Source organism: Faecalibacterium sp. PGM34 (assembly GCF_054456555.1).
In genome coordinates this window covers 2,850,484-2,873,351 of the sequence record NZ_CM136898.1, presented here as the reverse complement: position 1 = coordinate 2,873,351, position 22,868 = coordinate 2,850,484, and the positions used below count along the sequence as shown (strand labels likewise).

The following is a 22,868-nucleotide window of genomic DNA, read 5'->3' as shown; positions in this document are numbered from 1 at the left end:
TGGCAGAAAAGCTCCCCCCTCGGGGGAGCTGGCAGGGCGAATGCCCTGACTGAGAGGGTTTATACCGGAAGTACCTTAAAAGCATACGCCCCCAAGCAACGGTATTTTGGTTAAAGTCTGGAGCTGATTACAAACATGAAGTATGATTACAAGGCTGTTGAAGCCAAGTGGCAGAAGGTGTGGGAGGACGAAAAGACCTTCCATGTCGAGATCGACCACAAAAAACCCAAGTTCTATGCCCTTGTGGAGTTCCCGTATCCCTCGGGTGCAGGCCTGCACGTCGGTCACCCCCGCAGCTACACCGCGCTGGACGTGGTAAGCCGCAAGCGCCGTAAAAACGGCTACAATGTGCTGTACCCCATGGGCTGGGATGCCTTCGGTCTGCCCACCGAGAACTTCGCCATGAAGAACCACATCCACCCGGCCATCGTCACCAAGAGCAACGTGGATCATTTCCGCAGCCAGCTCAAGGCGCTGGGCTTCTCCTTTGACTGGGATCGCGAGATCAACACCACCGACCCCGAGTACTACAAGTGGACCCAGTGGATCTTCCTGCAGCTGTACAAGCACGGTCTGGCTTACAAGAAGGAAATGAACGTCAACTGGTGCACCGGCTGCAAGTGCGTGCTGGCCAACGAGGAAGTTGTCAACGGCGTGTGCGAGCGCTGCGGCAGCGAGGTGGTGCACCGCGTCAAGAGCCAGTGGATGCTCAAGATCACCGCCTATGCCGATAAGCTGATCGACGGTCTGGACGGCCTGGATTACATCGAGCGCGTGGCCACCCAGCAGAAGAACTGGATCGGCCGCAGCCACGGCGCCGAGGTGAACTTCGGCACCACCGCCGGTGACACCCTGACCGTGTACACCACCCGCTGCGATACCCTGTTCGGTGCTACCTACATGGTCATCTCCCCGGAGCACGCCCTGCTCAAGGCATGGCTGGAAAAGGGCATCCTCAAGAATGCCGATGCCGTCAAGGCCTATCAGGCCGAGGCAGCCCGCAAGAGCGACTTTGAGCGCAGTGAGCTAAACAAGGAAAAGACCGGCGTCAAGCTGGAAGGCGTCATGGGCATCAACCCGGTCAACGAGACCGAGATCCCCATCTTCATCTCCGACTACGTCCTGTCCACCTACGGCACCGGTGCCATCATGGCTGTGCCTGCCCACGATACCCGCGACTGGGAGTTCGCCAAGAAGTTCGGCCTGCCCATCATCGAGGTGGTCAAGGGCAACACCCCGTCCAATCTGGATGAGGCCGCCTTTACCGATGTGGCTACCGGTACGCTGGTCAACTCCGGTTTCCTGAACGGTCTGTCCGTGGTCGATGCCAAAAAGAAGATGATCACTTGGCTGGAAGAGAACGGCAAGGGCCGCGATAAGGTCAACTACAAGCTGCGCGACTGGGTGTTCAGCCGTCAGCGTTACTGGGGCGAGCCCATCCCCATGGTGCACTGCGACAAGTGCGGCTGGCAGCCCCTGCCCGAGAGCAGCCTGCCGCTGACCCTGCCGGACATCACCGACTTTGAGCCGGGCCCGGACGGCGAGTCCCCGCTGGCACGCCACAAGGACTGGGTCAAGACCACCTGCCCCTGCTGCGGCGGCCCCGCTACCCGCGAGACCGACACCATGCCACAGTGGGCCGGTTCCTCCTGGTACTTCCTGCGCTACATGGACCCCCACTGCAAGGATGCGCTGGCCTCCAAGGAAGCACTGGAATACTGGTCTCCGGTGGACTGGTACAACGGCGGTATGGAGCACACCACCCTGCACCTGCTGTACAGCCGCTTCTGGCATAAGTTCCTGTACGATATCGGTGTGGTGCCCACGGCTGAGCCTTACCAGAAGCGTACCGCTCACGGCATGATCCTTGGCCTGAACCCCCACAGCTTTGTCAACCTGCCCGCTGAGGAGCAGGAGAAGCTGCTCAAGGAGTACGGCAGCCAGAAGGCCGCCGAGAAGGCACTGGAAGAGAAGTACGGCGAGATGGCACGCCATCCCATCGTGAAGATGTCCAAGAGCCTTGGCAATGTTATCAACCCCGACGAGGTGGTGAACCAGTACGGTGCCGACACCATGCGTCTGTACGAGATGTTCATGGGCGACTTTGAGCAGGCTGCACCGTGGCAGACCTCTGCCATCGCAGGCTGCAACCGCTTCCTTGACCGCGTGTGGGCACTGAGCGATAAGCTGGTGGAGGGCGAGGGCTACCGCCCCGCCATGGAGACCCTGATGCACCAGACCATCAAGAAGGTCAGCGCAGATATCGAGGGTCTGAAGATGAACACCGCCATTGCCCAGCTGATGACGCTGGTCAACGCCATGTATGACAACGGCGGCGCGACCAAGGCCGAGTTTGAGACGCTGGTGCAGCTGCTGAACCCCTTTGCTCCCCACATGACCGAGGAGCTGTGGGAAAAGCTGGGTCACAGCCACGATGAGCAGCTGGCCTACTATCCGTGGCCTGCCTACGAGGAAGCCAAGTGCGTGGAGGCTGCTGTGGAGATCGCCGTGCAGGTGAACGGCAAGGTGAAGACACGCCTGAAGGTGCCCGCAGACATCACCGCCGAGGACGCCATCGCCACCGCCAAGGCAGACCCCGCTGTGGCTGCCGCGCTGGAGGGCAAGCAGCTGGTCAAGGAGATCTACGTCAAGGGCCGTCTGGTCAATCTGGCTGCCAAGGGCTGAGAACTGCTGCTCCGCTGAATAAGCGTGAACATATCATCACCCGCAGAGGCGGACCTGGCGCAGGAAACACCCGGCAGCGTCTGTTCAAAAATCTTTCAAAAGTTTTGAGCAAAAACTTTCAAAAAAAGGTTGACGAACCGGATAAAATGCGCTATACTGTCTACTGTTAGTTACCATGTAACAACGAAATTCCTGCCTCACGGTCCAAGGGAGGGAATAAGATGTCGGAAATTCGTGTTAAAGAGGGCGAGTCGCTGGAAAGCGCACTGCGTCGCTTCAAGCGCAGCACTGCTCGCAGCGGTGTGCTCGCAGAGGTTCGTAAGCGCGAGGCTTACGAGAAGCCGTCTGTTAAGCGCAAGAAGAAGTCCGAAGCAGCCCGCAAGCGCAAGTTCAAGTAATTGATTGCTTGGAATCGCACGTTGCTTTAGATTTTAAACGCGTTGCTAACGCCGATGTAGGGGAGCCTGTTATACAGGTTCCCCTATTTTCATTTTAAAGCTGCTTTGCGCAGGGCAGACTGAGAGGGTCTATTTATGCTCATTACCCCCGAATATGTTTTCAAGGACGTTACCCATATCACGCCGGAATGGCTGGCAGCCAAGGGTATCACGGCGCTGGTGCTGGATATCGACAACACCCTGACCGCAGACCGCAGTCAGGAATTGCCGGAAGATGTTGCCGCGTGGCTTGCCGCCATGCGCAAGGCCGGGGTAAAGCTGACCATCGTTTCAAACGGTGCGGAAAAGCGTGTACGCCCCTTTGCGGAAAAGCTGGGGCTTGCCTACCTGTACCGCGCCGCCAAGCCCCTGCCTTTTGCACTGATGGTGGCACAGCACCGCATGGGGGTGAAGCACCGCCAGATGGCCATGGTGGGCGACCAGCTTTACGCCGACCGTATGGTGGCGGCGCTGTATGGCATCCCCGGGCTGATGGTCATCCCCCGCGGGCCGGATTTGGGCGCACAGGTCATCCTGAAACGCAAGTGGGAAAAGAAGCACTGGCAGAAGTACTACGACCGGGGAGGTAAGACCCTATGAGCGAAGCTTGGAAGATCCGGTTCGGCACCGCAGGCACCAGCGACAGCTTTGCCGCCCAAGGCTACAAAAGCAGTCTGGACGTGCCGGAGTACACCGCCAAAATGGGGCTGAACGCCTTTGAGTACCAGTGCGGGCGCGGGGTGCGTCTGGGGCTGGATAAGGCCGCCCGCATGGCTGCCCTTGCCGCTGAGCGGGACATCCTGTTCAGCGTCCACGCACCTTATTATATCAGTATGTCCAGTCTGGAAGAGGACAAGCGGCTGAACAGCATCCAGTACCTGCTGCAAAGCGCGGCGGTGTGCCGGGCGCTGGGCGGCAGACGCATCATCTTCCACTCCGGCAGCTGCGGCAAGCAGAGCCGGGAAGCCGCGCTGGAAAAGGCGCTGGATACCATGCGCCGCGCCGTGGCTGCGCTGGACGAGGCGGGCTTTGGGGATATGACCCTGTGCCCGGAGACCATGGGCAAGGTGGGACAGCTGGGTACGCTGGACGAGGTACTGGCGCTGTGCGGCGTGGATAGCCGCATCACCCCCTGCATCGACTTCGGCCACCTGAACGCCCGCACGCTGGGCGGCATTCAAACCAAGGCAGACTATGCCGCCATTCTGAACCGTATGGCCGAGGTGCTGAGAGATGACCGTGCCCGGCAGTTCCATGTGCACTTCTCCCGCATTGAGTACTCGGCGGGCGGCGAAAAGCGCCACTGGACCTTTGCCGATACTCAGTTCGGCCCGGAGCCTCAGCCCCTGATGGAGCTGCTGGCAGAGCGTCAGCTGACGCCGGTGATTATCTGCGAGAGCGCAGGCACGCAGGCCGAGGACGCGCAGACGATGCAGCAAATGTACCGCGCAGCGCGGAATGTGTAAAAGTTTTTGTGTTTTTATCGTCTTTTTTGCCCAAACCCCTTGCCAAACAGGGGCAGATTGGGTAAAATAAATAGAGATATGCGTTAAGCATCTGAGATTAAATTTATGGAGGAATTCCTATGATTTCTGCAGGCGAGTTTCGCAATGGCGTGACCTTTGAGCAGGACGGCCAGGTTCTTCAGGTCGTTGAGTTCCAGCACGTCAAGCCTGGCAAGGGCGCTGCCTTTGTCCGTACCAAGACCAAGAACGTCATCACCGGCTCTGTGGTCGAGACCAGCTACAACCCCACCGCAAAGTTCCCGCAGGCTTTCATCGAGCGTAAGGACGTGACCTACAGCTACGAGGATGGCGACCTGTACCACTTCATGGACAACGAGACCTACGATGACATCCCCGTCAACGCAGCCGATGTGCCCGATAACTTCAAGTTCTGCAAGGAGAACGAGCTGTGCAAGCTGCTGAGCTACAAGGGCAAGGTGTTCAGCGTCGAGATCCCCAACTTCATCGAGCTGGAAGTCACCCAGACCGAGCCGGGTGTCAAGGGCAACACTGCTACCAACACCCTGAAGCCCGCTACCGTTGAGACTGGCGCCGAGATCCGTGTGCCTCTGTTCATCAACGAGGGCGATCACATCCGCATCGATACCCGCACCGGCGAGTATATGGAGCGCGTCTGATCATTTGTCGCATACCGGGCAGCGGGCAACCGTTTGCCCGGTTTTGTATTACAAACAAGGAGGGCATTTCAGATGGAACTGAACAAGAAAGCAGCCTACCTGCAGGGCTTAGTGGACGGTCTGGGCGTGGATGAGAGCACCAAAGAGGGCAAGATCATCAAGGCCATGGCCGCGCTGCTGGGCGAGATGGCCGATGCCATTGCCGCCATGGACGAGGATCTGACCCGCGCTTACGACCAGATCAACGATCTGAGCGAGGAGCTGGAGGATCTGGAAGCCGACCTGTACGAGGACGAGGATGCCGAGGACGAGGACGACGACGCAGCCGATGAGGATGAGGATGCGGGAGATGACGACATCGCCAGCGAGCCCTTCTACGAGGTAGCCTGCCCCGCCTGCGGCGAGACTGTCTACGTCAGCGAGGATGATCTGGATGCAGGCGAAGCCAACTGCGCCCACTGCGGTGTGACCTTTGAGGTCGCACTGGAAGGCGATGAGGACGAAGCCAAGGACGCCCCTGTACAGTACGAGGTGACCTGCCCCGCCTGCGGCAGCACCGCCGTATTTGAAGAGGACGAGCTGCTGGACGGCGCACCCAAGTGCCCCAACTGCGGCGAGCCGCTGGACTTTGAGGTGACCGAGGAGTAAATGCTTCTCTTGTGAAAATGGGATCCAGAAAATAACGCTTTTTGCTGCTGATGCTGTTTTCCTTTACGACTCTACCGTGAAAAGGCAATTTTGGAAAATCCGCAGATTTTCCAAAATTGCAATTTAAAACAAAATTCCTATGAATATGGCCAAAGCGCACGCGGAGGCCATTTCCAATCGTCCTTATAAAAACGCAATGCCGGGCAGTCCGCAGACTGTCCGGCATTGTTCATTTTAACTTGTTTCAGCGGTTCTCGTTGGCCTTCTGCAGCCAGATACCGCCAATGTCCAGCGCATTGTACAGGCCGTACTTGGTGGTCTGACGCGCTACGCGCTCCTGCGGAGCCTTGGTGGTATCGGTAGAAAGCAGCATCAGGTGTACCTTGTCGGCTACCTGCTGCTCGCCCACCGGGGTGGTGGTCAGGATCTGCAGATACAGCACATAGGGATCGGTCATGCTGCCGTAATACAGCTCGTTGTCCTTGCGGACGAGGGGCTTGCCTTTATAAGTCAGTTTCGGTGTAAATGCCATCGTGAAAGCCTCCCTGTCGTTTGATTCATCTTAGTATAACACATCCTGCCTATGGGATGCAAGCGTTTGCGGCAGTGCACTGTCGGTTTTGCACCAAAACTGCCCCGCACCGTGCAAAAGCGGCGACACATTTTTGGCAAATGGGGCTTGCCGTTGGGTGCAGTTATGCTATACTATAAATAGAACAGCCCGCATTCCGGGCCGGAAGTGAGGGAACGACAATGGCAGATTATCAGGAATACCGGCGGCGCATCCTGCACCGGCGCTGGCGCAGGGTGTTTATCATCGTTGCCTTGCTGGCACTTCTGGCTCTGCTGGGAGCCATCGGCATCCTGTGGAAGGTGCTGCACCGGGAGCGCGTGGATACCGCCCTGAGCCAGAATACCATTCTGCGGCAGGTGACTACGGACAACACATGGAATACGGTCAGCTACCCGCTGGCGCGGCAGCTCCGGGTGCAGACGCTGGAGGGCAGCACGGAAACGGCGCTGGACTTCCGCATGGCGGCACTTCCGGCCAGCACTCCGGTGGAAAAAAGCTGGTTTGCGCAGGCCAGCTTTGTGGGCGACAGCCTGACACAGGGGCTGCAGATCTACGATACCGGCCTGCCCGGGGCGCAGTTCTGCGCCTACAAGGGGGTAGGCCCCAACGCCTTTGTCAACGGAACCAGCTGCAAGCGGGCGGACGGCGTGGCAGAGATCCCGCTGGACGCCTTGACCGCCCAGCAGCCCAAGGCCGTCTATGTGCTGCTGGGCAGCAACGTGCTGGGGCGGGACACCGACTACACCAGCTTTCTGACCTACTACCGTCTGATGCTGGATATGATCAGTCAGGCGCTGCCGGATGCAAAGATCTATGTGCAGTCTATCACGCCGGTACGGCCGGAGGTGAGCGCACAGGCAAATCACGCAGGGCTGAACCGCGACCGCCTGTGCCGCATCAACAACGAGCTGGCCGCCATTGCACTGGAAAAGGACTGCTATTTCCTCAACCTGTGGGAGGTGCTGGCAGACGAAAACGGCGACCTGATCGAAAGCTATGCCCAGCCGGACGGCTACCACATTAAGCTGGAGGGCTACGCCGCATGGGTGGACTACCTTTGCAGCCACACAATGGAGTAAAAAAACACAAAAGGCTGCTGCACGGGATTTGTGCAGCAGCCTTTCTTGCTGTGTGGGACGATTTGGAATGCCCTCCGCGTTGCTTTGGGCATCTTCAGCGGAAAAATTATTTTATATTTCGCGTTTGTCGCGCCCTGCGGGGCGCGACAAACGCATTTTTACAGTAGGAGCTGTTTCCGGTGGTAACTTTTTCCGTGAAAAAAGTGGTTCAGAAACGTCCGCAGACGTTTCTGAACCACGATCATAAAACTAAAATACCTTGATTTATGGTCAGAGCGAAGCGGAGACCATCAAAATCGTTTTGCTGCAAAAAGGGCTGAGAGCGCCAGCTCAGAACAGACCAGTGATCTTGCCGTCGGCATCCACATCGATGTTCATGGCGGCGGGCTTTTTGGGCAGGCCGGGCATGGTCATGATGTTGCCGCAGATCACCACCACAAAGCCAGCACCGGCGGCCAGACGCACCTCGCGTACCTCCATGGTAAAGCCGGTGGGGGCACCGGTCAGCTTGGCGTTGTCGCTGAAGCTGTACTGGGTCTTAGCAATGCACACGGGCAGGTTGCCATAGCCCATCTCGGTCAGTTCGGCCAGCGTCTTGCTGGCGGCGGCGCTGTAATTCACACCGTCGGCGCGGTAGATCTTGGTGGCAATGGCGTTGATCTTGTCCTTCAGGGGCATCTCCAGCGGGTAGGTGTACTGGATGGGACGATCCTCCAGAATCTCCAGCACCTTCTCAGCCAGTGCCTTGCCGCCCTCGCCGCCCTTGGCGAATACCTCACTCAGCACGCAGGGCACGCCCTGCTCGGCGCAGACCTGCTCCACATAGGCCTGCTCCTCGGCGGTATCGGTGGGGAAGGCGTTGATGGCCACCACCACCGGCAGACCGAAGCCGTTCTTCAGGTTGTCGATGTGACGGATCAGATTGGAAGCACCGGCCTTGACGGCCTCGAGGTTGGGCTGGTTCAGGTCTGCCTTGGCTACGCCGCCGTGGCTCTTGAGGGCGCGCACGGTAGCCACCAGCACACAGGCAGAGGGAGCAATACCGGCATAGCGGCACTTGATATCCAAGAACTTCTCCGCACCCAGATCCGCACCGAAGCCTGCTTCGGTGATGGTGTAGTCTGCCAGCGAAAGGCTGAGCTTGGTGGCCAGCACGCTGTTGCAGCCGTGGGCAATGTTGGCAAAGGGGCCGCCGTGGATGATGGCGGGGTTATTTTCCAGCGTCTGCACAAGGTTCGGGTCCAATGCGTCTTTCAGCAGGGCGGTCATGGCACCGGCTGCGCCGATCTCGCCGGCGGTCACCGGCTTGCCATCGTAGGTGTAGGCGCACACGATGCGGGACAGCCGCTCTTTCAGGTCGGAGATGCTGGTGGCAAGGCAGAAGATGGCCATGACCTCGCTGGCCACAGTAATGTCAAAGCCGTCCTCGCGGGGGGTGCCGTTCACCTTGCCGCCCAGACCGTCCACGATGAACCGCAGCTGCCGGTCGTTCATGTCCATGCAGCGCTTCCAAGTGATGCGGCGGGGGTCGATATTCAGCGGGTTGCCCTGCTGGATGCTGTTGTCGATCATGGCAGCCAGCAGGTTGTTGGCGGTGCCAATGGCGTGCAGGTCGCCGGTAAAGTGCAGGTTGATATCCTCCATGGGCACCACCTGTGCGTAGCCGCCGCCGGCAGCGCCGCCCTTTACGCCGAACACGGGGCCAAGGCTGGGCTCGCGCAGGCAGAGCATGGTCTTTTTGCCCAGCGCGTTCATGGCATCGGCCAGACCTACGCTGGTGGTGGTCTTGCCCTCACCGGCAGGGGTGGGGCTGATGGCGGTGACAAGGATCAGCTTGCCCTGCTTTTTGGCGTTGTGGATCAGCCGGTGGTCGATCTTGGCCTTGTAGCGGCCATAGGGGATCACACTTTCCTCCTCCAGACCCAGCTGAGCTGCGATCTGGGTAATCGGTTTCATTTTAGCTTCCTGCGCGATCTCGATATCGGTCTTCATACAGACATCCTCCTTGATAGCAAAAAAGGACAGCTTTGCGCAGCAATTGCGCAAGGCTGCCCAGACGGTCGGCATTGACATCCCATGCACCCCTGCACTGTGGTGCTCCACAAGGTTCCGTCAGCAGGGATGCGGTCTATGCTGTAAAGATAGCACACCACCGGGGTGTTTGTCAAGGAGGTACAGTTACAAAAATCACCCATAAATGCAGAAAATTTTTTGCGTTATCCAAAGGTTTGTGCTATACTTATTCTGGGTTATTATGAAAACAACGACAGAAAGCAGGAAATCCGTTTATGCTGCAAAACCCTCAGTTACATTATCTGGACAACGCGGCCACCACCATCGTAGCGCCGGAGGTGGCGGACGTCATCGACAAGGCCATGCGGGAGCACTGGGCAAATCCTTCCAGCCTGTACGGCCCGGGCGCGCGCAGTGAAGAAGCCCTGAACGCCGCCCGCGCCGCCGTAGCGCGCACGCTGGGCTGCAAAAGCCGGGAGCTGTACTTCACCTCCTGCGGCAGCGAGAGCAACAATCTGGCGCTGCTGGGTGCGGTGCAGACCCGTACCTTCGGCAAGGGCATCGTGGTGTCCGGCTTTGAGCACCCCAGCGTGCAGCGGCCGCTGGAGCGGCTGGCAAAGCAGGGCTACGACGTTACCGTGGTAGCACCCCGGGCAGACGGCACGCTGGACATTGCCGCCATACTGGAGCGGGTGGACAAAAACACCATCCTTGTGGCCTGCATGATGGTGAACAACGAGATCGGCACCCGCAACGATGTGGAGCGCCTTGCCGCCGAGGTAAAGCGCCGCAACAGCCGCACCATCGTCCATGTGGACGCAGTGCAGGCGTGGATGCGTGTGCCCATCAAGCTGGACAACATCGATACGCTCTCGGTGAGCGGCCACAAGATCCATGCCCCCAAGGGCATTGGTGCGCTCTACCTTTCCGACCGGCTGGTGCAGGCCTTCCAGCCGCCCTATCTGGGCGGTGAGCAGGAGCGGCAGATGCGCCCCGGCACCGAAAACCTGCCCTACGCCATGGGTCTGGCCGCAGCGGCCACCCGTCTGGCAAAGACCATGAAGAGCCGGGACAATGCCATGCGTGCGCTGAACCGGCAGCTGCGGGAGGGGCTGAAGGCCTTCCCGGAGGTGGTCATCAACAGCCCGGAGAACGCCGTGCCCGAGGTGCTGAACTTCAGCGAGATGTGCATCAAGAGCGAGACGATGCTGGCTTTTCTGGCCGAGGAGCAGATCTACGTTTCCTCGGCAAGCGCTTGCGGGCGCGGTCAGCCCAGCCACACGCTGGCAGCCATGGGGCGCGACCCGCTTGCCATCGACACCGCCATCCGGGTGTCCTTTTGCGCCGACAACACCCCGGAGGATGTGGATGCCTTCCTCAACCGCTTCGAGGACGGCATGAAGCACCTGCAGAAGATCAGAAAGTAAAAATCACAAATCCTACATCAGGAGATGCAACATTTATGAAGGAAATTATTATGGGCTATCAGGGCGAGATGTCCCTGAAAGGCCTCAATCGCAACCAGTTCGAAGCAGCCATGATGAAGATCCTGCGCTACCGCCTTAAGACGGTGGGCAAGTTCAAGGTGTACTGCACCCAGTCCACCTTTTATATGGAACCCGAGGAAGAGGACGTGGACATGGACCTGGCCTTTGAGCGGGTCAGTAAGGTGTTCGGCCTTGCCGCGCTCAGCCGCGCCGTGGTGTGCGAAAAGGATTTTGATACCATCTGCCAGACCGCTGAGGACTATCTGGGCAGCGCGCTGCACGGCATCCGTACCTTCAAGGTGGAAGCCCGCCGCGCCGATAAGACCTACCCCATGACCAGCCCGGAACTGATGCGGGAGCTGGGCGCTTACCTGCTGGGCAAGCACAACTACCTGAAGGTGGATGTGCGTAACCCGCAGTTCAAGGTCATTGTGGAAATTCGCGATTACGGTGCGTATATTCACGGCCCCAAAATACCGGGCGAGGGCGGTCTGCCCGTGGGCACCAGCGGCCGTGCCCTGAATATGCTCTCCGGCGGTATCGACAGCCCGGTGGCGGCCTATCGTATGGCAAAACGCGGTCTGGCACTGGATCACATCCATTTTGCGTCTCCTCCGTATACTTCCGAACGCGCAAAACTAAAAGTAAGGGCTCTGGCGCAGCTTATTACCGTATATACCGGCAGCGCCAACCTGTTTGTGGTGCCCTACACAAAACCCCAGGAATACATCCGGGATAACGCCCCGGATGTGCTGTTCACGGTGCTGATGCGCCGCAGCATGATGCGCATTGCAAATGTGATCGCCAAAAAGCAGGGCTGCGAAGCGCTGGTCACCGGCGAAAGTCTGGCACAGGTGGCAAGCCAGACCGTCAAGGCTTTACAGTGCACCGATGCCGCACAGGATCTGCCCATTCTGCGCCCGCTCATCGGTATGGACAAGACCGAGATCATCGAGACCTCCCGCCATATCAATACCTTTGAGACCAGCATCCTGCCCTACGAGGACTGCTGCACCATCTTCACCCCGCCGCACCCGAAGATCCGCCCCGAGCTGGAGGAGATCCTTGCCGCCGAAGCCGCCATGCCCGGCCTTGCCGCGCTGGAGGCCGAGGCCGCAGAGCAGACCGAGCGCATCCGGGTGCGCATCACCGATCAGGTAGAATTCGAGGGTTGATTTGTCCATGACAGCAGAAATCATCAGTGTCGGTACCGAGCTGCTGCTCGGCAACATTCTTAACACCAATGCCCAGTACCTCAGCCGGGAGCTGGCCGCGCTGGGCATCACCGTCCGGCGGCAGAGCACCATCGGCGATAACCATGGCCGTCTGGCGGATTTTGTCAACGAGGCAAAGCAGCGGTGCGACCTGCTGGTGTTCACCGGCGGGCTGGGCCCCACGGCGGACGACCTGACCAAGGAGACGGTGGCTGCCTGCTTTGGCGACACCCTTACCTTTGACCCGGAGGAGTGGCAGAAGATCGTGGACTTCTTTACCCGCACCGGGCGCGAGACCACCCCCAACAACCGCAAGCAGGCCATGGTGCCGGTGCACGGGCATAAGGTGGTCAACCACCACGGCACCGCGCCGGGCGCATGGTTCGAGCAGGACGGCCATTGTGCCGTGCTGATGCCCGGCGTGCCCCACGAGATGAAGGCCATGTGGGAGGAAAGCGTGCGCCCGCTGCTGCTGGCGCGGCAGAGCTGCGCCCTGCACAGCCTGACGCTGCGGGTGCTGGGCGGCGAGAGCAATCTGGAATACCGGGTGCGTCCGCTGCTGGAAAACCCGAACCCCACCGCCGCCATCTACTGCAAGACCGGTGAGTGCGAGATCCGCATCACCGCCCGGGCGCAGAATGACGCCGATGCGCAGACCATGTGCCGCGCCTACGCCAAAAAGTTCTATGATCTGCTGGGCGATGCGGTGTATGATGAGGATGTCGCCGGACTGGAAGAGACGGTGGTGCACACGCTGCAGGCCAACGGCCTGACCATTGCCACCGCCGAAAGCTGCACCGGCGGCATGATCGCTCAGCGCCTGACCAACGTGTCCGGCGCAAGCGAGGTGTTCGGCTACGGCTTTGTGACCTACTGGGAGCAGGCCAAGGCGAAGCTTGTCGGGGTGGACCCGGCGGTCATTGCGCAATATAATGTGGTGTCGGCTCCTGTGGCGGCGCAGATGGCGCTGGGCGCGGCAAAAGCCGCCGGTGCGGATATCGCGGTCAGTGTTACCGGTCTGGCAGGCCCCGGCGGCGGTGACGCCGTCCGGCCTGTGGGCACGGTGTATCTGGGCGCTGCCCGGGGAGACAAGGTCTATGTGAAAAAGCTGTTCGTCTCCCGCCCGGACCGTGCGCTCATCCGCGCCCGCGCCGCACAGACCGCGCTGGAAATGGCGCTGCGTCTGGCACAGGGCAAGACCCCGGCCGGTACGCAGGTGCTGGCCGAGAGCGCACAGCATGACCCCGCCGCCCTGACCGCCTTGGACGAGACCCTGCGGGCAGAGTAAGCGCGGCCCCTGCGGCCGCAGGGGGGATGCGTCATGACAAATAAGGAAGAGCGCCCGGCAGGCTGCGTGCTGCGGCTGTTCGGTGTGCCGGAGCAGACCGTGCAAAAGGCGGTGGAAAACCTGCCGGATACTTGGCAGGGCACGGTACACTGCCGCACCCGGGGTGCGGAAACGCTGGTGGCGCTGCAAAGCAACACCGCACAAGAGCTGCACCGGGCGGTACAGCTGCTGCGGACAAGCCTTGCCCCGGCGCTGTACGGGGAAGGAGAGCAGACCCTTGCCGCTGCCGCAGTGCAGGCACTGAAACAGCACCGCAAGCTGCTGGTGTGCAGCGATGCCGCCGCCGGGGCGCTGCTGGAGACCCGGCTGGAGAACCTTCCCGGTGCGGAAAAGGTGTTCGATTTTGGCGCTATGAGCTACGCCAACGCCGCGCTCACCGCCCGGCTCAGCCGGAAGCTGCGCAAAGCCCCGCAGGCAGAGCCTGCCCGCACACTGGCGCGGGTGCAGGCCATGCAGCGGCTGACCGGCGCCGCGCTGGCGGTGGGCTGTGCGGAGCTGCCCCACAGTCGGCTGCTGCTGGTGGCAGGCAAAAAGGGCTGCTGGCTGCGGTGCGTATCGCCGGACGAGAACCCCGGGTTGTGGCTGCTGGATATGCTGCGCCGTGCCGCCTGCGGTCTGCCGCAGGCTGGGGGCACAAACTGGCAGCCCTACGGCAGAGCAGTACCGGATGCCGCCCTGACCCCTGCCGCCCTTGCGGCGGCAACGCCCGCGCCGCCGCGCCCGAAGCATCACCGGCTGTGCAAGGCACTGGTGGTGCTTTTGCTGCTGGCACTGGCAGCACTGGCTGCGGGCTGGTACTATACCGGCGGCGACCTTGCCGCCCTGCCTCAAAAACTGCAGAGCCTTGGCGCAGAAAGCCTGCCCCACGCCGGGGCAAGGCTGGTGTGAGTGCGGCGGCGCTTTCAATAAAAAAGCAAGCCCGGAGGGTTCGCAGACCTTCCGGGCTTGGTTTTTGCACTGGCGTCCCCGATGTGATTCGAACACACGGCCTTCCGCTTAGGAGTAGGGGCTGAAGCAATAAATTCTAGACAAAAGTAGGTAAAACAAGTAACGTTTTATCAATGGATTTTTTGTTGCGCTGTCAATCCGAGTAAAGAACACAAACCCCGAAATAAAACGAGTAAAAGGCTTTTCATTAGCAGAAAATTAGCAGAGCTAATGAAAAGTGGAAGGTTCATTGTAAAATGCCCACCTTTCATTAGCTGGGAAGTGTACGTTTCCCTACGGATATTTGCTTGTTTATCATTCGTGAACCAGACCATACAGCCGTAGCTGGTGTGATGGACAAATGTTTTCAATAGAAAAAGTTCAGAGCTTTCTGCGAGAAAACTCTGGTCTATGTAACAGTGCGAATGGAAATGCGCATTGTCTTGTAAAAGGAAGGGGCTTATGGTATTCTTACTTTAAGTAAGGGAGTGGCAACGATGTGCAGAGCATTTGAAGAAGTGAGAGAAGAAACAAAGCATGAGCAGTCGATTGAAATTGCAAAATCTTTGCTAGAAGTTAGAAAAATGACCTATGAAGAAATTGCTCGGTCGGTTCAGCTTCCTGTTGAAGAAGTAAAGGCACTGGATACAAAGAAACCCGCCTGATCTTAATTCAGTCAAGATATTCTTAAAAACAAACAGCGGCAGTTTTCCCAATCGGAAAGCTGTCGCTGTTTATGTATAGGGGCTTATAAGTTCTTTGCAAGATTTTTGATGAGTTCGGCCATAGAGGGGTTAGCCAGCAATTTGGTAAGTGCTGCTGCCGCGTCGGCATCGACCGCACTGTTTTCAGGGATGGACTGCGCTGTTTGATGGGGCATTTCAGGCTCTGCACCATGATGCTGATAGAAGAAATCGTCGAATCGCTGTGCGTTCAAACGCCGATCATCATCCAGAATGTGTGCGTACTGCTCGGTGACCATCGAAGCCTGTGCATGACCGGAATCGCCCTGCACGGCTTTGATATCGCCGCCGTTCAGCTTGAGCTTGTATGTAATACTGGAGTGTCGAAAACTGTGGAAAACTACTTTGGGAAGATTGTTTTCCTCAATCAGCTGCTTCAATGCACCGTTGATGGTGGATTGTTCGGTCGGCATTCCCAGCGGGCCGGCGACCACAAGATTATAGTCAGCGTACTCTGTGCCCAGTGCATCCCTTGTCATGTCTTGCTCGGCTTTATATTGGACAAGCATTTCAGCAACTGTTTTGGGGAGAAAGATGGTTCGGATACTGCTGTCTGTTTTGGGGCTTTTCAGAACCTGAACCGTGGTACAGCGGGAACTCAGCGAGGGAAAACGAGTGATGACATTTTTGTTTTCCAAGGCGTTTAGCGAAGCAATGTCTACACGCTGCAATTCCTTATTTATGTAAATGGAGGCTCGCCCGGCTTCGATGCTTTCAGGAGAGATATCCACGCAATCCCAAGTCAAACCGAGCAGTTCGCCAAGGCGCAGAGAACAAGAGAAGGAGAGGTTGATGCAGAGCCGGAGCCGTGGATCATCACAGACTTCTAAGGCATGGAACAAGGTCTCGGCAGTCCAGATATCACGCTTCTTTGCAGTGTATTTGGGCAAGGTGGCATAAATACAGGGATTCTTTTCCATAAGTTCCCACTTTACAGCCTGCTCAAAGGCACTTCTCAAAATTTTGTGAACCGAACGAACCGTGCCGGGAGAAACGTATTGATGCTGACGCTTTCCACACATAGGGTCAACGGCTTCGTATTTAAGCAGCCGCTGATAATACCCCTCGATCACGCGGGTGGTGATATCCTGCAACTTCATCGAGCCGATGAGCGGAGCTATGTAATTGGCAATCAGTGCAGTGTTTGCCTGATAGGTTGAAAGTGCCCATTTGCTTTTTCCATAGAGGGCAACATATTCAGGAAGCAGGTCGTTAAGGGTCTTGCACTGCGGAACTACAAAGGTTCCAACTGATTCCTTGTATTCGACCTCTTTCTTGCGATTCTTGGCATCCGAAAGGTCAGTAAAGGTTTCCCACTTCTGCTTGGGGGTGCCATCTGCATCCTTATAGGAATAGACAACACAGAAATTATTGTTGCGCTTGATAATGCTGGCCATTATGTATCTCCTTCTACTTTACGTTTGGATTTCAGAACATCATCGAATACATCTTTTCGGACGCGTTTTGCCCGCCCTACATCAATTGTGGGAATTCCTTCCTCACGAATCCATGTTACAAGCGTGGTGCGGCTGACACCATAGAAATCCTGAATCTCCTGAAAACTGTAATACTTTCCGCTTTTAGGGCATTTCAGTTCCAGTGGTGGCTCTTCATGCGCTTCTATGACTGGTTCTTGGAGTCGATATGTAGATTGGCTGTTGAGCCATATTTCAAAACTTGTTTTGGTAATGCGCCGCCTGTCGGCCACGCGCTCAATAACGAAACAGTCTCGGTATTTTTTACAGTCGAGAATCCAGTAGACCTTTTCTCTTGGAATACCGAGCAGTTTTGCCATTTCTGGGATGGAGATGGTTTGTGCTTCAATCTCCCGGTCACGCTCTCGATCAGCCGCAGTGCGGTAGCGGCTTTGTGACCGATACCAACGCTCAAATTCCTCTTTCGGAATCCGCATCCAGAAGTCTACCGTTTCTGCTTTCAACTTTCCCTGACGGATGAGTGTATAGACAGTGTCAGAGTCTACCTTTAATATTTCAGCAACTTCCAAAATAGAATATGACCGCTTGCAAAGTTCCTCGCCCGGTGGAGGACCATTGACCTTATGATATTTGACCTGATTGGCGTACCATTTTTCAAAACTGGAAATAACGATACGCATTTTGTCGTTTATCAGAATGACTTCAAAGAAATTCTTATGAAGCAGCCAATAGCTATCCGTTTTGCCGAGACCGAGAAGATGCTGCATCTCACGAACCGACATGGTGGTTTTAGCGGTGGCAGGTTCAGCTTTTCCGTATAAGGGAGCCTGAGTATTCCGCATATCATCCATGAAAGACACCTCTCTATCTATGTAAAAGTTTAGCCGGGATTTCTCGTCCCGGCTAAAGAATAGCAGATTTCGCTTGAAATGTTGAGGATGTCAAACAGCAGGATTGGGTTCGATAATGCCATCGTTCAGCCACGCATCGAAGCTGGTTTTGGAGATACGATAGGCACCACCAACTTTGAACCAGCGGAATTCATTCTGCTTCAGCAGACGACAGACGGTGGGGCGGCTTAAAATCAGCATTGCCATCAGATCTTCAATCGTGTAACAGCGGATATCCTGTACTACGGGCGTGGGGGTGGAAGATGCAGTAAGTATTTTTTCTTCGCAATTATTCATGGGATAAAACCTCTTCGATTATACATTGAGTTAAAACTTGAGCGGCAGTGCAGCCCGGCGGCTTCCACCATTATAAATAGTATAGACCTGCTGAAGGTACTTCGTCTTGCCGGGAAGGCTTACGCCTGCGGTTCGAGCAAGGCGAAAAATCGTGAACGCATCGACCTGCCGCAGTTTGGCAATCAAGCGGCCTTTGTTATATTCGGAGTGATACAGTTCTACAAAGCGGCAGATGCCGAGCAGGTTTGCGGAACTCATGGAATCAGGTTCGCCGTTCCAAGCGTTCAGCAAAACATCAAGGGATTCGATATACAGTTCCGGACCCAGCCGGATGAATTCGTGATAGGCGGTTGCAATGCAGCTGATCCGCTGCTTGCCTCGGCCTTCTTCAAAAGAAAGATGAACGCCAGCCAATTCGGTGGCCTGCTGGAATGCAACGGCAGCAGGCTCCCCTGCAAAAATCAGGGCACGGAGTTTCTGCCCGGCACTCAGCCGTTCCGAAATGCCTGTCTGCTGTGCAAACAGGAGGGCTTCTTCCTGCTCGGTCATGTTAAAGTAGACCTTGCAACGAATCTGAAGATCGTCGCCGCCGTTCAGAAATTTCCGTGCAGCGATGGTGTTCTGTCCGTCCATCACATAGTAGTGACCATCCCGGAAGCTGATCTTCGGCTCATTGGCAACCCGCTCGTCAAATTCTTTTGCGATGCGGGCAACACGAGCGGGGTGAAGAGCACGCTGATAAGTGTCGCGCGGCACGATCAGTTCGCTGCTGTTCAGGCACATCTCATGGTAAGGTTTTACAACTGCGTTCATCATAAAGGAACCTCCTTCTTCTTTTGCAGAAAATCAATTCCTGATTGGATAATCAAACCGATTTTCTTCTTTTCGTTATCGGATAAGCGGAAAGCGGAATACCGTTCATAACAGATATTCCAGCGGAACATAAGCGATTGAAGCGCATCATCCAGTTCTGCAACCATGAACTCAACAGAAGATTCCGTCGGGGTGGAGAGCATCCTTTCCGATATCTGCTCAATGCTATGTAGATCGCCTTTTGTGTGCTTGGCGAGAGCAGGGGGCTGACTGTTCAGCACACGAAGATTCTGAAACTGCTGGGAGAGCAGCTCTTTTGCAGCGGCGAGAACATCCTCCTGCGGAGGAGCCGTAAGGTATTTTCGGAATGACTTGTATCCAATGAACCCAAAGCTGTATTGCAGACACACTGACACTTGCCGCATTTCATATTTGGACAGGTGCCCAAGGTAGCTTAACACTCTGGATTTATCTGCGGGGCGCGGACTTTCGCAGATCGCCATAGATGGTGCACTCAAAAAGCGATTGTGCAGAACAAAATGCGTTGGCATATTTCGCTTTTTGATCTGTGTTGTCAGCGGAACGACCAGAAGAACATTGGAATAAAAATTACCGTCATCGTTCTGGACAACAATGGCAGGTCGGATGCCGCCTTGCTCGGAACCGCTGTAAGGATTCAGATCCATCATGTAGACATCCCCGCGCTTGTACATCCAGTTTGCGGGCATAGGTGGATACTCTTTCTCTTTTTTGCCTCGTGTTGCCAATTTAGATTTCTCCTCTCTATCCGTATATGTAACAGTGGGCTGCTCGCACAGCCCACCCTACTATCTCAAACAGCAAAAATGCTGCGATTTATAGTTTTATACCTTTCCGTACTTGTCCCCGACACCCCCGGAAAACGAAAACTCTGTTTTCGAGTGGGAAAACTTTCAGCCGTCCGGCAGCGTACCGAATCCATAGGGTTCTCACCTCTCCGTGGTTCTCACCGAGCTGCCCGAAGGCAGAAGTATCATTATTCTGTGATGGATCATAGCTATGGAGAAGCTGTCATCCATTTACCGTCAACCTACCGCTCATTCCCTCAGTGGGAGATCATCGCATTTGTTACGGACGTGGCTCATCATCACAGGAACGTGACTGAAGAATGCGTGTTCAGTTTTCAAGGGGCGGATGCCAGATGTTGTCTGGCTTGCTTATAGTATAGCGGCTCAAATTGTGAAATGCGTGGGCCTCGTAGGCCTACCTTGTAGGCTTAGTAGGCCTATTTTTGGAAGAAAATTCCAAACTTTGAATTTACAGCAGTTGCTTTATGGAAGAAAGAATGCTGATGGCAGTGTCGATTTCCTCTTTGGCAAAATCATTAGAAGGGCCAATACCGGTTAAAAGAAAGTCCGTGCTGGTGTGCAACTCATTTGAAAGATCAATAAGAAGTTCTAAGGAACAAGCAACTGTGCCACGCTCAATTCGGCTAATATGACCTTTATTTACATTTACTCGATATGCAAGCTCATCTTGGGTAAGATTGCGAACTTTCCGAAGATTGCTGACACGCTGACCAAATTCTTTCGTACTGAACATAATGAAGGTCCTTTCCGCCGGATGCGGAGGTTGAGGACACTTCACTGTGGGACAGTTTACGGGCTTTTCTCAGCGAAAAAAAGACGCATTAAAAGAAAAGGTTACCGATACCTTTCCATCCGAAAATGGAAAGCAGTATAAGTATCCTCGGCCTTTAATGCATCTCAGGCTTTCGATATGTTTTTATTCGGACGAATCGAAAGCCTTGGAAAATTGCCAAAAAAGAAAAACCTCGTGTGGTAGCTTACAAGGCAGCGATTCGTGCCGTATAAGCATATCACACGAGGGTCTTACGAAAGTCTTATGAACATCTCACAAAAGTCACATAGGGCCATTTTTATCCTATTTAGGGAATCTCCTGAGAAATTTTATGTCACATGAAAGTCTCTTGAACATCTCATGAAGGTCTTATGAGAATTATTCGCAGCTATCACCTAATGAAGTACGCAATTCTTTATATTCTTCGGTGGTGAGGTGCTGCTTTGCTAATTGATACTCGTTTGAGGCCAATTCATCCATTCCTTGAACTTTAAGGGAGTGAATCAGCCAGTAGTATCCTCTGGAGTTTTCAGGGACGATTGCCAGAGACCTTGTAGCATACTGATTCAGCAAATCATAAGAATGCAGCGCATTCAGTTGCTTCAGGAGTTCATTAACGGCACCAACATAAGCAATATGATACTTTGCCGCAAACTGAATAAGCCAATGCTCCCCGTCAGCAGAAGAAAGAATTTTTCCACAATAGAGGTCGATTGCATTTTTTAACAGTTCTACCCGGTTGATAACGGAAGATGCTTTCGAGGCCAACTGGATAAGATCGTCAAATTGCTGATAGTCTGTCATGATATGAAGATCGGGGTTAAATTGATAACCGGAAGCTGTAGATACAATAAGTTCTTTTTCTGAAATAAGACCAAATGTTTGCCGGAGGCGATAAATCAGATTTCTCATATTCTTAGCAGGATTCGTTGAATCATCAGGCCAAAGAGCTTGCGCAATTTCCAGCGATGAGTGCGCTTTCTTACCTGAAATCAAAAGATAGGTTAGCAAGCGGCTGATTTTTGGGGATTTCAGATCGGCTTCTCGCAGGATGCCGTGGGAGGTGTAAATCTTCAGTTCGCCAAAGAGACTGACAAAAACATCATGGCTGCTCTCGATGTTTTCTGGAGCGAAAGCCATGTTCAGACCGTCATTCATCTTTTTGTCTTTGTAAGCAACGAGAAGAACATACGCCAACAGCCGCAGAATACTCGTTTCGGAAATGTACCGCTTGGGATTGCGTACCGCAAGTAGAGCGACAGGGCGCGGCTCCAGAGAAGCACCAAGGACAGATTGGATTCCCAGACGCTGATAGAGATTATACTCCGCAGGATAGGTGTTTTTTACTTCTTCTGCATCAGGAACGATCATCGGTTTCCCATGGCGCACGGCCTGTACCCATCGGTCAAGAAATTCAGCAGATTCAAACTCCTCCGTCAAGATGGTTGTTTTATCTTCAGAACTATCATTATACCACCAGAACGGTGTCCAGATTTTCAAGTCCAAATCTACTTGGATAAGACCACACCAATCGGCATCGTAGAATTTGCACGCTGCCTTTAGAATCTGTCGGGCAACTTCTTCTGGCGAATGTTGGTCATAGCATAGTTGAGCTTCCAAAGCCTTCACAGTGTGTTCAATGTCAAGCGCACGCTGAATATCATCAAAATTGCGTTCTTCGGATTCCGATGTAGACTGCAACATGATAATGCCTCCAACAAAAAAGCACAGCATTTTAGCTTCATCCGCTCTATACGGTGAAGTCAAATGCTGTGCTGTATTTTATCATGCAACCGCAAGAGCTGAATGAAATTACTTTTTTACGATGGTTTTGATAAATGCAGCAAGTGCATTTATCTGCTCGGAATCGAATTGCTGGAGTTGATCGGTAAGAGCATTCATTCCATTGGAAGGTTCCTCACTGAAATTGAAAAATTCCTGTGGAGTTACGTTGAGGTACTCACATATATAAAAGAAGTTCGACATGGTAGGAAAGGTAGTTCCACATTCGATTGCACGAATATATCCGGGATTTTGCCCAATGGAAAGACTCATGTCTCTCGCAGATACTCCCTTTTTCGTGCGCAGTTCAGCGAGCCGCTTGGAAAACTGTTCTTCGTACATGAGCAACCACCATCCTTCTTTACTCTATTGTAGCCTAACGAATAGTCAAAAATGAGCGGTTAAATCTACAATTTTTAATTGAAATAATCAACCATGCGTGATAGAATATTTATCAAGCCGATTGGATGCTTTGGAAGGGCTGGGGGAAATGATCGACTATAATGAAATAAGCTACACTGAAATTGAAGATTGTATCGAGGACGCAAAGAAAGGATTGCTTAGTCCATATTGGCAAGGATACGCAGAAAGAGAAGTTGATTCTTTGAGACTCACTGATGGCTCGTTGCCTGAGCGAGCCGAACAGTTATATAAAGAACTGAAAACAATCCTGCATGAAGTTCACCAGGTAACGGATGACTGAAGAATTTAGTTTTCTAAGATTATATCCAA

At 54.9% G+C, this 22,868-nt stretch carries 23 protein-coding genes and 1 riboswitch; of the genes, 13 read left to right on the top strand and 10 right to left on the bottom strand.

Annotated features, from left to right (window positions below; translation table 11 throughout):
- The first annotated feature begins 135 nt into the window (after nt 1-135).
- From leuS to ACXPUX_RS14010, 6 genes are all read left to right on the top strand, one after another.
- Nucleotides 136-2,685, top strand: coding sequence for a leucine--tRNA ligase (gene leuS, locus ACXPUX_RS14035; protein ID WP_458828785.1), 2,550 nt, complete (start codon nt 136-138; stop codon nt 2,683-2,685).
- Nucleotides 2,686-2,906: 221 nt separating this feature from the next.
- Complete coding sequence (gene rpsU, locus ACXPUX_RS14030) at nt 2,907-3,083, top strand: 30S ribosomal protein S21 (RefSeq protein WP_005928271.1); 177 nt, start codon at nt 2,907-2,909, stop codon at nt 3,081-3,083.
- 135 nt (nt 3,084-3,218) lie between these two features.
- Complete coding sequence (locus tag ACXPUX_RS14025; RefSeq protein WP_458828783.1) at nt 3,219-3,722, top strand: YqeG family HAD IIIA-type phosphatase; 504 nt, start codon at nt 3,219-3,221, stop codon at nt 3,720-3,722.
- Nucleotides 3,719-4,588, top strand: a complete 870-nt coding sequence (locus ACXPUX_RS14020; protein WP_458828781.1) for a TIM barrel protein — start codon at nt 3,719-3,721, stop codon at nt 4,586-4,588. The genes ACXPUX_RS14025 and ACXPUX_RS14020 overlap by 4 nt, the downstream gene beginning before the upstream one ends.
- A 119-nt stretch (nt 4,589-4,707) precedes the next feature.
- Complete coding sequence (gene efp, locus ACXPUX_RS14015) at nt 4,708-5,265, top strand: elongation factor P (RefSeq protein WP_005928281.1); 558 nt, start codon at nt 4,708-4,710, stop codon at nt 5,263-5,265.
- Between the two features lie 72 nt (nt 5,266-5,337).
- Nucleotides 5,338-5,913: a CD1247 N-terminal domain-containing protein gene (locus tag ACXPUX_RS14010; RefSeq protein ID WP_458828780.1), complete on the top strand. Its 576-nt coding sequence runs from the start codon at nt 5,338-5,340 to the stop codon at nt 5,911-5,913.
- 244 nt (nt 5,914-6,157) lie between these two features.
- Here ACXPUX_RS14010 and ACXPUX_RS14005 read toward each other — a convergent pair whose 3' ends face one another.
- On the bottom strand, nt 6,158-6,445 hold the full coding sequence (locus tag ACXPUX_RS14005; RefSeq protein WP_458828779.1) for a hypothetical protein: 288 nt from the start codon (nt 6,443-6,445) through the stop codon (nt 6,158-6,160).
- 221 nt (nt 6,446-6,666) lie between these two features.
- Here ACXPUX_RS14005 and ACXPUX_RS14000 point away from each other — a divergent pair, with 221 nt between their 5' ends.
- Nucleotides 6,667-7,566 (top strand): GDSL-type esterase/lipase family protein, encoded by a 900-nt coding sequence (locus ACXPUX_RS14000; protein ID WP_458828778.1) that lies wholly within the window; start codon nt 6,667-6,669, stop codon nt 7,564-7,566.
- Between the two features lie 330 nt (nt 7,567-7,896).
- On the opposite strand, the gene ACXPUX_RS13995 is transcribed toward ACXPUX_RS14000, so the two are convergent.
- On the bottom strand, nt 7,897-9,558 hold the full coding sequence (locus tag ACXPUX_RS13995) for a formate--tetrahydrofolate ligase (protein ID WP_458828777.1): 1,662 nt from the start codon (nt 9,556-9,558) through the stop codon (nt 7,897-7,899).
- Nucleotides 9,559-9,609: 51 nt separating this feature from the next.
- A riboswitch (ZMP/ZTP riboswitch) is annotated at nt 9,610-9,696 on the bottom strand.
- Nucleotides 9,697-9,854: 158 nt separating this feature from the next.
- Between ACXPUX_RS13995 and ACXPUX_RS13990 the strand changes: the two genes are divergently transcribed.
- The 5 genes from ACXPUX_RS13990 (at nt 9,855) to ACXPUX_RS13970 (ending at nt 15,220) form a co-directional block, all read left to right on the top strand.
- On the top strand, nt 9,855-11,006 hold the full coding sequence (locus ACXPUX_RS13990; RefSeq protein ID WP_458828776.1) for a cysteine desulfurase family protein: 1,152 nt from the start codon (nt 9,855-9,857) through the stop codon (nt 11,004-11,006).
- 35 nt (nt 11,007-11,041) lie between these two features.
- Nucleotides 11,042-12,241, top strand: coding sequence for a tRNA uracil 4-sulfurtransferase ThiI (thiI, locus tag ACXPUX_RS13985; protein ID WP_458828775.1), 1,200 nt, complete (start codon nt 11,042-11,044; stop codon nt 12,239-12,241).
- A gap of 7 nt (nt 12,242-12,248) precedes the next feature.
- A complete protein-coding gene (locus ACXPUX_RS13980; protein WP_458828774.1) occupies nt 12,249-13,568 on the top strand; it encodes a competence/damage-inducible protein A in 1,320 nt (439 codons plus the stop codon).
- 33 nt (nt 13,569-13,601) lie between these two features.
- Nucleotides 13,602-14,516: a CinA family protein gene (locus ACXPUX_RS13975; protein ID WP_458828773.1), complete on the top strand. Its 915-nt coding sequence runs from the start codon at nt 13,602-13,604 to the stop codon at nt 14,514-14,516.
- 536 nt (nt 14,517-15,052) lie between these two features.
- Nucleotides 15,053-15,220 carry a hypothetical protein gene (locus tag ACXPUX_RS13970; RefSeq protein WP_207642876.1) on the top strand — a complete coding sequence of 56 codons (168 nt, stop codon included), beginning with the start codon at nt 15,053-15,055 and terminating at the stop codon, nt 15,218-15,220.
- An 83-nt stretch (nt 15,221-15,303) separates the two neighbouring features.
- Here ACXPUX_RS13970 and ACXPUX_RS13965 read toward each other — a convergent pair whose 3' ends face one another.
- The 8 genes from ACXPUX_RS13965 to ACXPUX_RS13930 all read right to left on the bottom strand — a co-directional run bounded on the left by ACXPUX_RS13965 (nt 15,304) and on the right by ACXPUX_RS13930 (nt 22,478).
- Nucleotides 15,304-16,695 carry a tyrosine-type recombinase/integrase gene (locus ACXPUX_RS13965; protein WP_458828772.1) on the bottom strand — a complete coding sequence of 464 codons (1,392 nt, stop codon included), beginning with the start codon at nt 16,693-16,695 and terminating at the stop codon, nt 15,304-15,306.
- On the bottom strand, nt 16,695-17,585 hold the full coding sequence (locus ACXPUX_RS13960; RefSeq protein WP_458828771.1) for a helix-turn-helix domain-containing protein: 891 nt from the start codon (nt 17,583-17,585) through the stop codon (nt 16,695-16,697). Before ACXPUX_RS13960 ends, ACXPUX_RS13965 begins: the two co-directional genes overlap by 1 nt.
- Nucleotides 17,586-17,675: 90 nt before the next feature.
- Nucleotides 17,676-17,921 carry a helix-turn-helix domain-containing protein gene (locus tag ACXPUX_RS13955; protein ID WP_458828770.1) on the bottom strand — a complete coding sequence of 82 codons (246 nt, stop codon included), beginning with the start codon at nt 17,919-17,921 and terminating at the stop codon, nt 17,676-17,678.
- Nucleotides 17,922-17,951: 30 nt separating this feature from the next.
- Complete coding sequence (locus ACXPUX_RS13950; protein ID WP_158405284.1) at nt 17,952-18,737, bottom strand: DUF6551 family protein; 786 nt, start codon at nt 18,735-18,737, stop codon at nt 17,952-17,954.
- Complete coding sequence (locus ACXPUX_RS13945; protein WP_458828769.1) at nt 18,734-19,501, bottom strand: type II toxin-antitoxin system PemK/MazF family toxin; 768 nt, start codon at nt 19,499-19,501, stop codon at nt 18,734-18,736. Before ACXPUX_RS13945 ends, ACXPUX_RS13950 begins: the two co-directional genes overlap by 4 nt.
- Before the next feature lie 529 nt (nt 19,502-20,030).
- The gene (locus tag ACXPUX_RS13940) at nt 20,031-20,315 is read right to left on the bottom strand and encodes a helix-turn-helix domain-containing protein (RefSeq protein WP_097800061.1); all 285 of its coding nucleotides are present in this window, start codon (nt 20,313-20,315) and stop codon (nt 20,031-20,033) included.
- A gap of 417 nt (nt 20,316-20,732) precedes the next feature.
- Nucleotides 20,733-22,058, bottom strand: coding sequence for a BTAD domain-containing putative transcriptional regulator (locus ACXPUX_RS13935; RefSeq protein WP_458828768.1), 1,326 nt, complete (start codon nt 22,056-22,058; stop codon nt 20,733-20,735).
- Nucleotides 22,059-22,166: 108 nt separating this feature from the next.
- Entirely contained in the window at nt 22,167-22,478 is a 312-nt protein-coding gene (locus tag ACXPUX_RS13930) for a helix-turn-helix domain-containing protein (protein ID WP_055192229.1), read from the bottom strand.
- 148 nt (nt 22,479-22,626) lie between these two features.
- On the opposite strand from ACXPUX_RS13930, the gene ACXPUX_RS13925 reads away from it, so the two are divergent.
- Nucleotides 22,627-22,839: a hypothetical protein gene (locus tag ACXPUX_RS13925; protein WP_458828767.1), complete on the top strand. Its 213-nt coding sequence runs from the start codon at nt 22,627-22,629 to the stop codon at nt 22,837-22,839.
- The last annotated feature ends 29 nt before the right edge of the window (nt 22,840-22,868 follow it).

Excerpts from the sequence above, each read along its gene's own strand:
- ACXPUX_RS13950 (WP_158405284.1), bottom strand. The coding sequence starts at position 18,737 with ATGATGAACGCAGTTGTAAAACCTTACCATGAGATGTGCCTGAACAGC.
- thiI (WP_458828775.1), top strand. The coding sequence starts at position 11,042 with ATGAAGGAAATTATTATGGGCTATCAGGGCGAGATGTCCCTGAAAGGC.
- ACXPUX_RS14005 (WP_458828779.1), bottom strand. The coding sequence starts at position 6,445 with ATGGCATTTACACCGAAACTGACTTATAAAGGCAAGCCCCTCGTCCGC.
- ACXPUX_RS13940 (WP_097800061.1), bottom strand. The coding sequence starts at position 20,315 with ATGTTCAGTACGAAAGAATTTGGTCAGCGTGTCAGCAATCTTCGGAAA.
- ACXPUX_RS13970 (WP_207642876.1), top strand. The coding sequence starts at position 15,053 with ATGTGCAGAGCATTTGAAGAAGTGAGAGAAGAAACAAAGCATGAGCAG.
- ACXPUX_RS14025 (WP_458828783.1), top strand. The coding sequence starts at position 3,219 with ATGCTCATTACCCCCGAATATGTTTTCAAGGACGTTACCCATATCACG.
- leuS (WP_458828785.1), top strand. The coding sequence starts at position 136 with ATGAAGTATGATTACAAGGCTGTTGAAGCCAAGTGGCAGAAGGTGTGG.
- ACXPUX_RS13965 (WP_458828772.1), bottom strand. The coding sequence starts at position 16,695 with ATGGCCAGCATTATCAAGCGCAACAATAATTTCTGTGTTGTCTATTCC.
- ACXPUX_RS13995 (WP_458828777.1), bottom strand. The coding sequence starts at position 9,558 with ATGAAGACCGATATCGAGATCGCGCAGGAAGCTAAAATGAAACCGATT.
- rpsU (WP_005928271.1), top strand. The coding sequence starts at position 2,907 with ATGTCGGAAATTCGTGTTAAAGAGGGCGAGTCGCTGGAAAGCGCACTG.
- ACXPUX_RS13990 (WP_458828776.1), top strand. The coding sequence starts at position 9,855 with ATGCTGCAAAACCCTCAGTTACATTATCTGGACAACGCGGCCACCACC.
- ACXPUX_RS13955 (WP_458828770.1), bottom strand. The coding sequence starts at position 17,921 with ATGAATAATTGCGAAGAAAAAATACTTACTGCATCTTCCACCCCCACG.
- ACXPUX_RS13960 (WP_458828771.1), bottom strand. The coding sequence starts at position 17,585 with ATGGATGATATGCGGAATACTCAGGCTCCCTTATACGGAAAAGCTGAA.
- ACXPUX_RS13980 (WP_458828774.1), top strand. The coding sequence starts at position 12,249 with ATGACAGCAGAAATCATCAGTGTCGGTACCGAGCTGCTGCTCGGCAAC.
- ACXPUX_RS14020 (WP_458828781.1), top strand. The coding sequence starts at position 3,719 with ATGAGCGAAGCTTGGAAGATCCGGTTCGGCACCGCAGGCACCAGCGAC.
- ACXPUX_RS14000 (WP_458828778.1), top strand. The coding sequence starts at position 6,667 with ATGGCAGATTATCAGGAATACCGGCGGCGCATCCTGCACCGGCGCTGG.
- efp (WP_005928281.1), top strand. The coding sequence starts at position 4,708 with ATGATTTCTGCAGGCGAGTTTCGCAATGGCGTGACCTTTGAGCAGGAC.
- ACXPUX_RS13925 (WP_458828767.1), top strand. The coding sequence starts at position 22,627 with ATGATCGACTATAATGAAATAAGCTACACTGAAATTGAAGATTGTATC.
- ACXPUX_RS13975 (WP_458828773.1), top strand. The coding sequence starts at position 13,602 with ATGACAAATAAGGAAGAGCGCCCGGCAGGCTGCGTGCTGCGGCTGTTC.
- ACXPUX_RS13930 (WP_055192229.1), bottom strand. The coding sequence starts at position 22,478 with ATGTACGAAGAACAGTTTTCCAAGCGGCTCGCTGAACTGCGCACGAAA.
- ACXPUX_RS14010 (WP_458828780.1), top strand. The coding sequence starts at position 5,338 with ATGGAACTGAACAAGAAAGCAGCCTACCTGCAGGGCTTAGTGGACGGT.
- ACXPUX_RS13935 (WP_458828768.1), bottom strand. The coding sequence starts at position 22,058 with ATGTTGCAGTCTACATCGGAATCCGAAGAACGCAATTTTGATGATATT.